The following is a 13,557-nucleotide window of genomic DNA, read 5'->3' on the forward strand; positions in this document are numbered from 1 at the left end:
CATCCGAGCTCTCCTGAAGAATTGCAGATAGCGAGTTCGGTTCCGCTCAAAGGCTTAACAGCGTAAACAATCCGAAGTTGCGGCGGATTCCAGGGCCGTCCGCGCTAGTGCAAAAGTCGCTTTGGGGGGCAGGCGGTTCGTTCGCTGCTTAGAACCAACATGTAACACTCTGTACCGTGTCGCGCCGCCGATACTTGCAGCTACGAATCGGTACCAGGCTGGAAAATTGGAGGTACAACTGCTCGCTAAAACTGGGTCAATATCGTTCGAGCCGGAGACCCTTTAAATGACCACCGCAATGTCAATGCTCATGATCCGTAAGGCCCTGAACACGTTTTGTGAGGACCATGAGCTGTCGATCAAGAGTGCTGCCGCTGCCGATGCTGCGAAGTATCTCATCAAAATCAATTCTGATGAAATACCCTCTATTACAAAGTTGCGTTCATTGCTCGAGGCTTGGATTGAGGAGCGGGCACTTTCAGCATAAATTGCAGCCGACCACCAAATCCCACAGAATGATCGAAGTGAGAATGCGCGATCTACTAGACCGCGCTTCAGTATCTTTTCAACGCATCTTCCGGAAAGCGTCACGCAACTCTTCGGAGAAGATTGCAGGCTGTTCCCACGCAGCGAAATGACCGCCATGATCTGCCTGATGATAATAATTCAACGTCGGGTAAGCTTGCTTGCTCCAGCTCTCCGGAGCTTGATAGATCTCCTTGGGAAAGACACTGATGGCGACCGGAATGTTAATTTCCTTCGTCTTCTGCGCGTCCGAGCTGAAGTTGTTGTTGTTGTTCTCCCAATAGAATCGTGAGCCGGATGCCCCGCTGTTGGTCAGCCAGTAGAGCGTGATGTCATTCAACATCTCATCCTTGGTGAGGACTCGTTCCGGTTCACCATCGCTGTCGCTCCATTGTGCGAACTTTTCGTAGATGAAGGACGCGAGACCGGCCGGTGAATCGGACAAAGAGTATCCGATGGTCTGAGGCCTCGTGACCATCATCGCACCATAGGCTGCGTTTCTGCCGAAAAAGCCGCTCAGGGAATTGTAGGCGTCGCGTTCGGCCGGAGATAAATCCGCCGGTGCCGGATCGCCGCTGTTGATCCCCTTCATCAATCCGCCGGGAACGGTTGCCGGCATATTCAGATGAATACCAAGCAAACCTTTCGGCGCCTGCCGGGCCAACGCATCGGAGATGACAGAGCCATGGTCGCCGCCTTGGGAAACATACCGAGTGTAGCCCAGACGCTTCACCAGCGTGTCCCAGGCTCGCGCGACGCGATCGGGTCCCCAACCAAGCTCGGCTGGATGGCCGGAGAAGCCATAGCCCGGAATAGACGGGATAATGACGTCGAATGCGTCTTCCGCCTTTCCACCATATGCCGTGGGGTCAGTCAGTGGTCCTATGACCTTCGTGAACTCGAAGATGGAACCAGGCCAGCCATGGGTAAGGATGAGGGGGAGGGCATTGGGATGGCGGGAGCGAACATGTATGAAATGAATATCGACGCTATCGATCTTGGTTACGAACTGCGGAAGAGCGTTAAGCTGATCCTCTGCTTTTCTCCAGTCGTAATCTGTTCCCCAGTAGCGCACGAGGTCCTGCACGCGTGCCAGCTGGATGCCCTGAGAGATATCGTCTACGGTTTCCTTGTCTGGCCAGCGCGTACTCCTGATCCTGTTTTTAAGATCGTCGATCTGTGCCTGATCCACGTGGACACGGAACGGCCGGATACCTTCATCGGCGCTGGAGGCAGCGGACTGCGCCGGCTCTGCCGATACACGTTGGATGCAGGCAAATGATATCAGGGCCGTAGAACCGAGGGCAAACGCTGCTCGGCGGCCCCATCTTTCGATCTGCAAAGCGTGCTTCATGTTTCCATATCCTTCTCAAAAGGTTCGCGACGATCGCGCGGCTCCGACACATAGGTGTCCATCGTGTCCGGGGTGTTTCTTCGGACAGGCGGTTGTGTTGCGCTGTGTTGTCTTTCAGGGAATTGACACGCACTGATACAGAGCGCCGTACCTTCGTGCCGGTTCAAGGGGTAAGGATCGCCCTCGGTTCGAGCATTCCGTCGAGACCGTAAGCCCCGATCTCGCGACCGATGCCGGATTGCTTAAAGCCTCCAAACGGCGCTCGCGGATCGTGGGGCGCGCCATTGACGATGACCCGGCCGGCCAGCAAGCGTTCCGCGACCCGTAACGCGCGGCTTTGATCGGATCCGAGGACATATGCCTGGAGCCCGTATTCGCTGTCATTGGAAATCTCAACAGCTTCCTCCTCATCGTCGTAGGCGATGAGGCATAGGACGGGACCGAAAATCTCTTCACGTGCGATGCGCATGTTGTTAGTCACGCCCGTGAATATGGTCGGGCGAGCAAACCAACCTTTTTCCAGCCCCGTGGGCCGGCCTGTTCCACCGGTCAGAAGGGTGGCCCCTTCTTCGACGCCCAACCGGATATATGTCTGGATCCTCTCCCATTGGGCGTGGCTGGCCAGCGGACCAATTCGTACTTGAGGATCCTGAGGATCGCCGACCTTGAGGTTTTCGATTTCCACTCGCAGTTTCTCTGAGACTTCCGTCATCCGAGACCGCGGCGCCAAAATCCGGGTTCCCGCAACACAGGCCTGGCCGCTGTTTGCGAAACCGGACATCAAGGCAATCGGAATTGCTTGGTCGAGATCAGCGTCTTGCATGATGATCGTAGGTGCCTTGCCGCCGAGCTCCAGGATAACCCTCTTCATGCCGTCGATTGCAGCTCTCTGGATGATTTTTGCGGCCTGTGTGGACCCTGTGAAGCTGATCGTTGCGACATCGGGATGATTGGTGAGTGCAGCGCCGACAATGGGGCCCGTGCCGTTGACGATATTCAGGACGCCAGAGGGCAAGCCTGCCTGATGGAGCCGCCTGGCGAACACTTCCGTCTGCAACGCGCTCTGTTCGGCCGGCTTGATGACGAGTGGCGAGCCAGAGCCAATCGCATGAGCGAGCTTGGTTGCGATAAAACCGAAGTTGCTGTTCCAAGGTGTGATAGCTGCAAGCACTCCGCGAGGAAGCATCCGTATCGCGCTTTTGCCGACGAGCCGATCAAATTCGTATGCGGCGACTGCTTCCGCCATGACATCAAAGATCGATGCCGCATTCTGCACTGAAAACGCCGTGAAATAGGAGGGAGCGCCATATTCCTCCGTCATGGTCCGTACGAGCTCATCCGGTTTTGCAGCGATCGTATCCCGCAGACTATGAAGCATGTCGATCCGCTCTGCCTTCGTCGACGATGCGAGTGAAGGCAATGCGCGCTTGGCGGCTGCTACAGCCGCTTTAACGTCGTCTTCATTGCCCAGGCGCACATCGCCGATCTTTTCTTCAGTGGCAGGATTGATCAGATCCAGACGATCCTCGCCGCATGGCACCACGAATTCGCCATTGATGTAAATGTGTTCGATCGATCTCATGATCAGGCCTCAAAAACTTTACGGGTTAGGGTCTTGGTTGACCGCGGGGTCATCCAGCTATGCGGCGTGTCGGAGCGAGGACCGTGACAGTCTCGCCGCGGCATTTATCTCTTCTGCTTCGGACGAGCTGAGTTCGAAAAGCTCCTGTTGCGGGAGTGAGCCGAGAACCAGTTTGGAACATCTCCATCTGTCGATCTTGCTCGTAACAACTCCCCTGCACGTCACCGACGACCGCAATTTATGCTTGACCCATTGAATGGATAAGCCGATCAAATCTGCGCAGGCTGGTAAGGAAACGCGGACAATGATGAGGGGATCTCTTTCTGAACTGGAATCTGTCGTGGCGGTCGCTGCGCGTGGTGGCTTTCGCGCCGCCGCTCGCGATCTTGGCATCTCACCATCAGCACTTAGCCAACAGATAATGACTCTGGAGGCTCGTCTCGGCGTGCGACTTTTCAACCGCTCGACCCGTAGCGTTGTTCTGTCGGCCGCCGGCGAGCGATTTGTCTCCGAGATCACCCCGGCCCTTGCCGCGATCCGAGGTGCAATCGATCAAGTGGATGAACATCGGCTCGAGCCCGCGGGGACGCTGCGAATAAATAGCTCTGTTGGCGCGATCAGGATGATTTTGGCGCCGGTGGTGATCGAGTATATGCGACGATTTCCTCAAGTGACTGTGGAAATCGTAACGGAATCCGCGTTCGTAGACATCAATGCCCAAGGATTTGATGCGGGGATCCGCCTGCGGGAGACGGCGCCTCCCGACATGGTTCTCGTGCCCATCAGCGACAGCATTCATCCTGCGATCGTCGGATCGCCGGAATACTTTAACAAGCAGGGTCGTCCCATCGTTCCTGTGGATCTCAAGGCTCATCAATGCATTCAGGCGCGAATGGCAAATGGCGGCTTGTACAGCTGGGAATTCGAACGCAGGGGGCAGCAATTCAGTATCGCGGTGCCAGGCAAGCTCACGCTTGATGACAGTGACCTGATGTTGAGGGCGGCCCGCGAAGGAGTCGGGCTGGCCTATTTGAATGATTGGCAGGTATCGGATGATCTGGCGAGTGGACGGCTGCAAAGAGTGCTCAACGACTGGACAGCGCCATATCCGGGCCTTTGCCTGTACTATCCTGGCCGGCGGCATGTGCCGGCAAAGCTGCGAGCTTTTGTCGAGCTGATCAAGGCTGTCAGGCGAGGGAAGATTTAAGGAGGACGGCGGCCTTAGGGCGAGCCGTTCTCCATTGTTGTCATAACGTCGACGCGGCGGTCACAAAACCGACCAGCGGCGAGGGCTCCTTGGATGCGACGTCATAGATACATGGTGCTGCGAATATCGCTGCAGCTACGACCAGAATGACAATTGCCCGCCCGCTGAGAATTGCGCTAGACGACTTTGAGCTCAACATGGACATTTCCTCTGGTGGCTTTCGAATACGGGCAGATCTGATGAGCATCCTCGATAATCGCATGTGCGACGTCTCGTTCAACTCCTGGAACAATGACAGTAAGGCGAGCTTGCAGAAAGAATTCGCCATCCGTCGTGCCAAGATCGACTTCCGCATCGATAGCGGTGTCCGCCGGCAACCTGACCTGGTGCTTTGCGGCTGCACGAGCCATTGCACCGAGGAAGCATGCCGACCAGCCCGCAGCAAAAAGCTGCTCGGGGTTGCTGCCAGTTTTTCCGCTTCCAGGAGGAGAGAGCTTGATGTCCAGCATGCCATCATCACTGCGTGACGCCCCCTCGCGACCTCCCATCGTATGCGTCTTGCCGGTATAAAGAACTTTGTCGATCGTGGTCATATTGGGCTCCTTGACTTGGCCGCCCGATGCGGCGCTGCTTACCCCTTTGTTCTGACGCATCGGCGTATCCGGCATATTTCTCAAAACTGCTCAACTGTATCGCAACGTAGCCGCAGGAGGCGGGCCTTCTTCATTGTGAGTAGTATCAGCGAAAGCTCACCTCGGCTGCGAGCCCGCCGCCAAGCCGATTGTAAAGCCGCACGGACCCGCCGATGGTCGCTGCGAGTTGCTGGGCTATCGCAAGCCCAAGTCCAGTTCCCCCGGTGTCACGGTTTCGCGAAGTCTCGATCCTGAAGAATGGTTGCATGGCTCTATCCAGCATATCGGGAGGTATTCCCGGTCCGCGATCCAGCACGGTCACGATGACATCGCCTTCATCGCCTCGTCTGACAGAGATTTCGGCGCTGCCGGCAAATTTGATGGCGTTGTCTATAAAATTCGTCAGGATTCTGCGAAGCGCATGCGGTTTCGTAATCGCTATACCTTGCACAACACCGAGCACCGAGACGGCCTTTCCAGTGTCCTGATAGTCATAGGCGATGCTGTCGATGAAGGAAGCAAGATCAATGCGGGACGTCTTTTCTCCGTTGCCATGTGAACTACGCGCGTAGGCGACACCATCCTGCACGAGCCGTTCTATCTCGCGCAGGTCGCTGACCAGTTTTTCCTTCTCCGGAGTGTCATCGGCCATATCGGCACGCAGCCGCATGCGCGTGATCGGTGTCTGCAGGTCATGCGAGATTGCTGCAAGGATCTGTATCCGCTCCTCCAGATAATGCGCAATCCGGTTGCGCATGGCATTGAAGGCACGGGCGGCATGGGCGACTTCGGTTGGTCCGCTCTCACTCATCGGTGCTCCCTGCTTACTCGGATCGAGTGCCTCTGCAGCTGCTGACAAGACACTCAGAGGGCGGATTGCCTGCCGTACCGCGAACCACGTGCACAGAAGCAGAAGCGCCATTTGCGCAGCAAATACGTAGGGCAACCATTCGGCAAGCGGCATCACACCACGAGGTGTAAGGTCGATCGTTAGCGGCGCGCCATCAGACAGTGTTAAATGTGCTTGAAGTCTTTTGCCGTCTCCCGGGATGGATTGAACTCTGAGAGGGAACTTGTGACCGGCAGCTTCCTCAATCCGTTCTGCAATTTCCGCCCCCCGGCCGGACATGTCGGACACGCCCGGAAGGCCTGGACCAAGAACGAGCCGGTAGTTACCGCGGCTCAGGCGATCGACCCAGTCGGATCGCTCTTCGGCGGGTAAGCGATCAATGACAGCGATCGAGGTCGCCAGATCGCTTTCCAGGGTGCCAAGCATCACGGCCTTAGCCGACATGTAGCGTTCTGCAAACAAAATGCTGAAGGACAGGCCATATGCAATGGCAAGGCCAGCAAACAGGATCAGGAAAAGTCGAGATCGCAGCGAACGCGGCCAACCGACGATTTGGTGATGCCCCTTGCTCATGCCCTCGGCTCCGTTATCTCGACGGGAACCGAGAAGACATAACCTTCGGCGCGCACCGTCTTGATATAGTTCGGTTCGCGGGCGTCGTCGCCCAGCCGTTGGCGTACGCGGCTCACCAGAAGATCGATCGATCTGTCAAAGATCTCGGCATCGCGCCCCTGAGTGAGGTTGAGCAACTGGTCGCGATTCAGAACGCGCTGAGGGTGGTCTATGAAGACACGTAACAGACGGTATTCGGCACCGCTAAGCGCAATCTCGGTCCCTTCATTGTCGATGAGGTGACGACCGATCGTATCGAGACGCCAGTCGCCAAATCTCAAAAGCTGACCTGCCTCGCTGATTTGAAGGTTTGGCGGGAGCATCCGGGTTCGGCGCAACACCGCCTTTATCCGGGCAAGAAGCTCGCGCGCCGCAAATGGTTTCGAAAGATAGTCGTCGGCGCCCATTTCAAGTCCGATGATGCGGTCCATTTCGTCGTCACGAGCAGTGAGCATGAGAACCGGGGTGGCTTTATGCTTGCTGGCCCGCAATTCGCGGCATAGGACCAGGCCGTCATCGCCCGGCATCATCACATCGAGCACGATCAGATCGACCGTATTGCCCTCCAGGAATGTTCTCATCTGTCGGCCATCGGCCGCCACCGATGCCCGCAGGCCGTTCTTTTTAAGGTAGCTTGAGACGAGTTCCCGGATTTCTCTGTCGTCATCGACGACAAGAACATGATCGATGTGTTCCATTGGAAGCCTTCAGTTTTCCCCACGTCAAGAAAGAGCCCGCGACAGCGAAACTTACCGGGCCGATCCAGTAAGATAGCTGTTCGCGGGCCTCGGCAAGCTTAAAGCTTGGCTACGTCCAGAACGGCCTTGGCGAAAGCTTCCGGTGCTTCCTGCGGCAGATTGTGGCCGATGCCACCGGTGACATCGCGATGTTCGTATTTGCCGGAAAATTTCGACGCATAGGCGGACGGAGCGGGATGAGGCGCACCATTAGCATCGCCCTCCATCGTGATTGTCGGTATGGTGATCACCGGAAGTTTCGAAAGCTGGTTCTCCAAAATATCATATTTCGCTTCACCCTCTGCCAAAGCAAGTCGCCAGCGGTAGTTGTGGATGGTGATAGCCACATGGTCTGGATTGGCGAACGCAGATGCGGAGCGATTGAAGGTCTCATCGCTGAACTTCCAGGTTGGCGATGCCGTTTCCCAGATCAGGCGGACAAAGTCGAGAGTGCTGGCCGCGTAACCCGCACGGCCGCGTTCCGTTGCGAAATAGAACTGGTACCACCAGGAAAGCTCTGCCTTGGGAGGCAGAGGCTTCTTGTTAATCTCTTGGCTGCCGATGAGGTATCCACTCACGGAAACCAAAGCCTTGCAACGTTCGGGCCAAAGAGCGGCCATGATGTCGGCGGTGCGCGCTCCCCAGTCGTAGCCTGCCACGACGGCTTGTTTGATCTGCAGCGCATCCAGAAATGCGATCATGTCCGAGGCGAGTGCTGCCTGTTGGCCGTTGCGCGGCGTGTCATCGGAGAGAAAGCGGGTCGTGCCATAGCCGCGCAGATAGGGGATGAGCACCCGATATCCTGCCGAGGCGAGGATTGGCGCGACATCGACATAACTATAGATATCGTAAGGCCAACCATGCAGGAGCAGGATAGCCGGACCGTCCGCGGGCCCGGATTCGGCGTAGCCAATGTCGAGAACGCCAGCGTCGATCTGCTTCAATGAGCCGAAGGACGTGTGCGCCCCTGCCATGGATGGTGCTGAAGTCGTTGTGGCGGGCGTTTTGGCATTGGCCAATCCGGTGGCGCCGATTTCGACGGCTGCAACAGTTATCGCTGCGATGCCGAGGAAACGGCGACGCTGAAGATCAATCTCAGTGCTCATGGGGTTCTCTCCGATCCGTGTTGATATGATCGGCAAAAAGCCTGGCGCATGTATCTTTGATGTGTCTTGAGCAAATCCATTGTGAATACTTCTGTAACAGGAAGCTCCTCAGATACGCTTTGATACAATTTTCTAGCCTCCCTGAGAGTAGGCGCCTCCTGCTTGCCCGGCATTTTGTCCAAGCGTCCCTTCTACATTCGGATACAAATCCAGCCGAGACCGGACACACCCTAGATACGCGAGATCCGCACGCTGGCAACATTGCTGGTCGCGCCATCGCCGCCCAGCGCCCGAAAATCTTCTTTCAAAGGAAAAGATGATGACGCTCGTGATCATTGCCTATCTTGGAGGGGCGCTGACCATCCTCAGCCCCTGCATCCTGCCTATCCTCCCCTTTGTCTTTGCGCGTGCGGGACAATCATTCGTCTGCAGCACACTGCCTATGCTCACAGGCATGGCGGCCACATTTGCCGCCATTGCTACGCTTGCCGCGGTTGGGGGCAGCTGGGCAATCAACGCGAATGAATATGGACGGCTTGCCGCCCTAGCTTTGTTGGCCGTCTTCGGCGTAAGCCTTATCTCACCCCGTGCGGCGAGCATCGTCACCCGACCGGTCGTTGAGTTGGGCAACCGTCTGGCGAATGCCACCGGGAGGCCCGGGGCTATTCCGACTCTCGCAGGCTCCCTAATCCTGGGAATTGCCACCGGTCTTTTGTGGGCGCCCTGTGCGGGGCCGATCCTTGGCCTGGTGCTCACGGGCGCAGCACTCAAGGGGGCCAATCTCGGAACAAGCTTGTTGCTTGCCGCCTATGCCGGCGGCGCAGCCACCTCGCTTGCAATAGCCCTATTATTCGGAGGCAAGGTTTTTGCCAGCTTGAAGCGATCCCTCGGGTTCAGTGAGCGCGTACGTCAGCTTGTCGGTGCAGCTGTTCTTACGGGTGTTACGGTTATCGCACTTGGACTGGATACCGGCGCTCTCGCGCGGCTTTCCTACTCCAGCACCGCATCGTTTGAGCAAGCCGTTCTTGATCGTTTCCACGCAAATCAGGATGCTGAACCCGCAACTGAAGTCGCGAGCAATTCGAGTGCTCTTCCGCCGAGTGCCGCCTCGTTCACATCGGGACTGCCTGTCGAAGGTCGCGCACCATCCCTGGATGGGGCCGTTGAATGGCTGAACTCGACGCCGCTCACCACCGAGCAATTGCGCGGCAAGGTCGTGCTCGTAGACTTCTGGACCTATTCCTGCATCAATTGCATCCGCACCATCCCCTATATCCGTGCCTGGGCGGAAAAATACAAGGATCAGGGACTTGTCGTAATCGGGGTCCACGCTCCTGAATTCGCCTTCGAGAAAAAGGTCGACAATGTCAAGCAGGCCATTGGTGACTTCAATATTGAATACCCGGTCGCCGTCGATAACGACTACAGGATCTGGCGCGCATTTGATAACAGCTACTGGCCGGCGCATTATCTGATCGATGCAAAGGGGCAGGTCCGGTATCATCACTTCGGTGAGGGCAACTATCGACAGACTGAGCAGGCCATCCAGGATTTGCTGCGCGAAGCTGGCAGTGCCGCAGCTGAAAGCGCACCGGTCACGCCAGAGGCAAAAGGTGCGGAGGCCAGCCCGGACCTGAAACACATCCGCTCTGGCGAGACCTATATCGGCTACCGACAAGCCACCGGCTTTGCATCGAATGAAAGTCTGCGCGCAGACCAGTCCCGCGACTATTCCGTCGCGACCCCGGGGCTGAATAAGTGGGGGCTTTCCGGCATCTGGACGGTCGGCGCTGAAGCCGCGTCACTCGACGGTCCAGATGGAGGGATCACCTACAAGTTCAATGCTCGCGACCTGCATCTGGTGCTTGGGCCGGGTGCCGCAGGTAAGCCCGTTCGGTTCCAGGTTACGATCGATGGTCACCCGCCCGGTGCGGATCATGGCGCCGATACCGACGCCGACGGCAACGGCATCGTCACGTCCACTCGTCTTTACCAGCTCGTCCGCCAGTCCGGCGCGATCGAAGCCAAAACCTTCACCATTCGCTTCCTCGATCCTGGTGTGCAGGCCTACGCCTTCACCTTCGGCTGACGCTGCTTAATCACATTCGGAAACCCTTAAGGAGAACCCTATGAAACGGCTCTTGTTTACGTTTGCTCTCGCTTTTTCAACCAGCATCATCGCCATCACAGCTCAGGCCGCGGAAGTGAAGAATATCGTCATTGTCCATGGCGCGCTTGCTGACGGTTCCGGTTGGCGCAAAGCCAGCGAAATCTTGGAGCGCCGAGGTTTCAACGTCACCATCGTGCAGGAACCGATCACGTCGCTTGATGATGATGTCGCCGCGACCAATCGGGTGCTCGATCTTCAGGATGGCCCCAGTCTGCTCGTGGGCCATAGCTACAGCGGTATAGTGATCTCGGAGGCAGGCAATAGGCCAGATGTGGCTGGACTGGTGTATGTCGCCGCATTCCAGCCTGAAAAGGGCGAAAGCCTCCTCGACCTTGCGGGATCAAAGCCACCCGCGGGAAACTCGATCAAGCAGACCAGGGACGGGAAATTCCTGTACTTGGATCCCGCGGCCTTTGCGCAGGATTTTGCTGCTGATCTGCCCAGGGAGGACGCGACCTTCCTCGCGAAAAGCCAGGTCTTTGCCGCCAAGGATGCCTTTGCGGCAAAGGTGGGTGAGCCAGCATGGAAGACCAAAAAGAGCTGGTCAATTGTCGCGACAAAAGATCGCTCGATCAACCCGGAGCTGGAACGCGATATGGCCAAACGCGCAGGCAGTCAGGTCACGGAAATCGATGCAAGCCATGCGGTCTTCATGTCTCAGCCAGAGAAAGTGGCAGCTGTGATCGAAGGGGCTGCTCGCCAATCCGCGAAGTAGCGGTGAAGATTAAGAGAAAACTCGGCCGCCCTTTCGGAGCGGCCGAAAGATCAGTCGTTGAAGAGGCGTCGGTCAATTCCTGAATAGGAATGTCTCGTCGTGCCTGACCATCAAAAATGGTTCCATAATAGGCCTTTTGCCGGCCGGAACCGAACCTCCGAGAACATAGGCAAGCCCTGCTCGCAATGCCTCTCCTTAGACAGTGATCCGGCATTTGGCAGACCGGGCTCAGCGCGGACATGAACCGGGCGAGTGCAGCCCGACACTCATTCTGTTTCGTGTACAGAACCGATGTCAGTCGATACGTCGTCGGAAGGAGTAATTCGCCGGCTTGCAGTTTGCACAGCATGGTTTTACTCTCGTCATTGCGGCCGACCTGGCCGCCGCGTTACTGACCGAAACGAAGGTTGACCTCATTGAGGACAAACCGACCGTCAGGCGTCGATCATGAAAAGTGAGACAGGGCAATCGGGTGAGGGATGGGTATGATATCCCCGATATGGCAAAACTGTTCGGCCTTGTGATCGGGATCAAGGCCATGACGCAATATCCTACAGGCGTTGCCCAGAGCAGAGCCTCACGCCCGAAAAGCGGCATGATCTTGTCAGCTGTCAGTGAGCATAGCGTGTGAAGACGTAGTCGTGATCCTTCACATTGCCCACGTGGCACGCAAGACAGGTCTCATGCTGCGCAGCGTCAACCGGCTTGCCATCTATAAAGCGGCCAAAGCCCCAACCATGGCTGTCTGGGTATTTCTTCGAGTCTTTGACCATCACCTGAACCGTCGTCGGAGCTCCAGGCACTGTTGCCGGCGAGAATTCGGTTGACTGTTGCCGTTTGTAGGCGAGTTTCACGAGGACAGAACCATCCGGAAAGGGCAGCGCTGCCTCTTTGTAGGCCTCGACTGCAATATCGTTGGCCAAGACGGCGCGTAACTCATCCAGGGGAGGCGCTTCCTGCGCGGGCGCGATGAATTTCCAATCGCGGTAACCCTCGGGAAGCGTGACACCATAAATTGGCGATGCAATCTCCGGCCGAGGTTCTGCGGATGCTACGTGAGCTGCAGCCATGCCTACGCCTGTGATCGTCAATGCGATAGCAAAGAAAGGGGAGCTCTTCATGATAAACCCTACCTGCTGACAATGATGAGGCAGTTATTACCCGAAGGGTGTCTGAGTTATTTCATAAAACCACTTTTACGTATCGCATTGTAGGTGCCTCGGAACTGTTCGCCATATTCGGCCACCGGTTCGAAGCGAAGCAACGTGAATGTGGTCCGCTTGGACCCGATCTCGCCTTTTCGACGAGACCGGATTTTATTCTTAGTGGACGCTTACGTTCTCAGCCTTCGACTTTCCCGTCGTCCGGTCTTGGCCCACATCGTAGCTGACCTTTTGACCATCGCTCAGGGAAGCGCCGAAGCCTACCTCGCGTGAGGTAAACTTGGTGAGCGTCGTTCCAAGACACGTTTGTCAGCCTCCGGACCAAATCGTCATTCAGCGGCCGACTAAGTAGGAGCCGATACCAGATAGCCTCGTGGACTGCCTCCGCCACTCTCTCGACATCGGTGCTCTCCGGGAGTTCGCCGCGCTCAACAGCTAGTCGGAGGATAGCCCCAACCGCGTCATCGACGGCCCGGGCAAAACGTTCCTCAAGCCGATCGCAAAGACCTCATCGGCCGAAGCGATGGGATTACGGAGATACGGCCTATGCTCCAAGGCCAAAACCGTCAGTGCCCAAATGGGTTAGGCTGGAGTTGCCCCATAAAAACCGGACAGGATCAGTTTTCTGTTTGACGGTTTAAGAACTCGCGCGGTGAGCGATATCCCAAAGCTTTGTGCGGGTGAAGCATGTTGTAATGCTCGAACCACAATGGCAGTTGGGCGATGACGGTTTTGGCGTCCGGAATGGAATTGACCGAGACGTAATCGCGCTTGAACGTCTTTACGAAGGCTTCAGCCATTCCGTTGGACTGTGGGCTGCGGACCGGCGTCGTGCGAGGCTCCATGCCGATATCCAGCAGCAGCGATTTCGTGCCTGACGCAATGAAGCACGATCCATTGTCAG

At 56.7% G+C, this 13,557-nt stretch carries 12 protein-coding genes and 2 pseudogenes; 4 read left to right on the forward strand and 10 right to left on the reverse strand.

The annotated features are described in order from the left end of the window. The first annotated feature begins 286 nt into the window (after nt 1-286). Entirely contained in the window at nt 287-487 is a 201-nt protein-coding gene (locus JNB91_RS14545) for a hypothetical protein (RefSeq protein ID WP_220326227.1), read from the forward strand. A 78-nt stretch (nt 488-565) separates the two neighbouring features. On the opposite strand, the gene JNB91_RS14550 is transcribed toward JNB91_RS14545, so the two are convergent. Further along, complete coding sequence (locus tag JNB91_RS14550) at nt 566-1,879, reverse strand: epoxide hydrolase family protein (protein WP_220326228.1); 1,314 nt, start codon at nt 1,877-1,879, stop codon at nt 566-568. 163 nt (nt 1,880-2,042) lie between these two features. Next, on the reverse strand, nt 2,043-3,461 hold the full coding sequence (locus JNB91_RS14555) for an aldehyde dehydrogenase family protein (RefSeq protein WP_220326229.1): 1,419 nt from the start codon (nt 3,459-3,461) through the stop codon (nt 2,043-2,045). A gap of 307 nt (nt 3,462-3,768) precedes the next feature. Here JNB91_RS14555 and JNB91_RS14560 point away from each other — a divergent pair, with 307 nt between their 5' ends. Further along, entirely contained in the window at nt 3,769-4,668 is a 900-nt protein-coding gene (locus JNB91_RS14560; RefSeq protein WP_220326255.1) for a LysR family transcriptional regulator, read from the forward strand. A gap of 176 nt (nt 4,669-4,844) precedes the next feature. Here the strand turns inward: JNB91_RS14560 and JNB91_RS14565 are convergent, their stop codons facing one another. The 4 genes from JNB91_RS14565 to JNB91_RS14580 form a co-directional block, all read right to left on the reverse strand. Further along, nucleotides 4,845-5,261 (reverse strand): organic hydroperoxide resistance protein, encoded by a 417-nt coding sequence (locus JNB91_RS14565; protein ID WP_220326230.1) that lies wholly within the window; start codon nt 5,259-5,261, stop codon nt 4,845-4,847. 145 nt (nt 5,262-5,406) lie between these two features. Further along, the gene (locus JNB91_RS14570) at nt 5,407-6,723 is read right to left on the reverse strand and encodes an ATP-binding protein (protein ID WP_220326231.1); all 1,317 of its coding nucleotides are present in this window, start codon (nt 6,721-6,723) and stop codon (nt 5,407-5,409) included. Next, nucleotides 6,720-7,460, reverse strand: a complete 741-nt coding sequence (locus tag JNB91_RS14575; protein ID WP_220326232.1) for a response regulator — start codon at nt 7,458-7,460, stop codon at nt 6,720-6,722. The genes JNB91_RS14570 and JNB91_RS14575 overlap by 4 nt, the downstream gene beginning before the upstream one ends. 98 nt (nt 7,461-7,558) lie before the next feature. Continuing rightward, nucleotides 7,559-8,605, reverse strand: coding sequence for an alpha/beta fold hydrolase (locus tag JNB91_RS14580; RefSeq protein ID WP_220326233.1), 1,047 nt, complete (start codon nt 8,603-8,605; stop codon nt 7,559-7,561). 316 nt (nt 8,606-8,921) lie between these two features. On the opposite strand from JNB91_RS14580, the gene JNB91_RS14585 reads away from it, so the two are divergent. Both JNB91_RS14585 and JNB91_RS14590 read left to right on the forward strand, forming a co-directional pair. Then, nucleotides 8,922-10,694, forward strand: a complete 1,773-nt coding sequence (locus JNB91_RS14585) for a cytochrome c biogenesis protein DipZ (protein WP_220326234.1) — start codon at nt 8,922-8,924, stop codon at nt 10,692-10,694. Nucleotides 10,695-10,734: 40 nt separating this feature from the next. Further along, nucleotides 10,735-11,490 carry an alpha/beta fold hydrolase gene (locus JNB91_RS14590; RefSeq protein WP_220326235.1) on the forward strand — a complete coding sequence of 252 codons (756 nt, stop codon included), beginning with the start codon at nt 10,735-10,737 and terminating at the stop codon, nt 11,488-11,490. Nucleotides 11,491-12,101: 611 nt separating this feature from the next. Here JNB91_RS14590 and JNB91_RS14595 read toward each other — a convergent pair. The 4 genes and pseudogenes from JNB91_RS14595 to JNB91_RS14605 form a co-directional block, all read right to left on the reverse strand. After that, nucleotides 12,102-12,611 (reverse strand): cytochrome P460 family protein, encoded by a 510-nt coding sequence (locus JNB91_RS14595; protein ID WP_220326236.1) that lies wholly within the window; start codon nt 12,609-12,611, stop codon nt 12,102-12,104. Between the two features lie 201 nt (nt 12,612-12,812). Then, nucleotides 12,813-12,917 (reverse strand): annotated as a pseudogene (locus JNB91_RS14600) (cold-shock protein); the annotation flags it as partial. Between the two features lie 55 nt (nt 12,918-12,972). Beyond that, a pseudogene (locus JNB91_RS31635) lies at nt 12,973-13,143 on the reverse strand (TetR/AcrR family transcriptional regulator C-terminal ligand-binding domain-containing protein); the annotation flags it as partial. Nucleotides 13,144-13,270: 127 nt separating this feature from the next. Beyond that, nucleotides 13,271-13,557 (reverse strand): integrase core domain-containing protein (locus tag JNB91_RS14605; RefSeq protein ID WP_220326237.1); only part of this gene is annotated, 287 nt, incomplete at its 5' end.

This window comes from Aliirhizobium wenxiniae, assembly GCF_019511445.1.
In the GTDB taxonomy this organism is placed as follows: Bacteria; Pseudomonadota; Alphaproteobacteria; order Rhizobiales; family Rhizobiaceae; genus Neorhizobium; species Neorhizobium wenxiniae_A.

Excerpts from the sequence above, each read along its gene's own strand:
- JNB91_RS14565 (WP_220326230.1), bottom strand. The coding sequence starts at position 5,261 with ATGACCACGATCGACAAAGTTCTTTATACCGGCAAGACGCATACGATG.
- JNB91_RS14570 (WP_220326231.1), bottom strand. The coding sequence starts at position 6,723 with ATGAGCAAGGGGCATCACCAAATCGTCGGTTGGCCGCGTTCGCTGCGA.
- JNB91_RS14590 (WP_220326235.1), top strand. The coding sequence starts at position 10,735 with ATGAAACGGCTCTTGTTTACGTTTGCTCTCGCTTTTTCAACCAGCATC.
- JNB91_RS14580 (WP_220326233.1), bottom strand. The coding sequence starts at position 8,605 with ATGAGCACTGAGATTGATCTTCAGCGTCGCCGTTTCCTCGGCATCGCA.
- JNB91_RS14555 (WP_220326229.1), bottom strand. The coding sequence starts at position 3,461 with ATGAGATCGATCGAACACATTTACATCAATGGCGAATTCGTGGTGCCA.
- JNB91_RS14545 (WP_220326227.1), top strand. The coding sequence starts at position 287 with ATGACCACCGCAATGTCAATGCTCATGATCCGTAAGGCCCTGAACACG.
- JNB91_RS14585 (WP_220326234.1), top strand. The coding sequence starts at position 8,922 with ATGATGACGCTCGTGATCATTGCCTATCTTGGAGGGGCGCTGACCATC.
- JNB91_RS14575 (WP_220326232.1), bottom strand. The coding sequence starts at position 7,460 with ATGGAACACATCGATCATGTTCTTGTCGTCGATGACGACAGAGAAATC.
- JNB91_RS14595 (WP_220326236.1), bottom strand. The coding sequence starts at position 12,611 with ATGAAGAGCTCCCCTTTCTTTGCTATCGCATTGACGATCACAGGCGTA.
- JNB91_RS14560 (WP_220326255.1), top strand. The coding sequence starts at position 3,769 with ATGAGGGGATCTCTTTCTGAACTGGAATCTGTCGTGGCGGTCGCTGCG.
- JNB91_RS14550 (WP_220326228.1), bottom strand. The coding sequence starts at position 1,879 with ATGAAGCACGCTTTGCAGATCGAAAGATGGGGCCGCCGAGCAGCGTTT.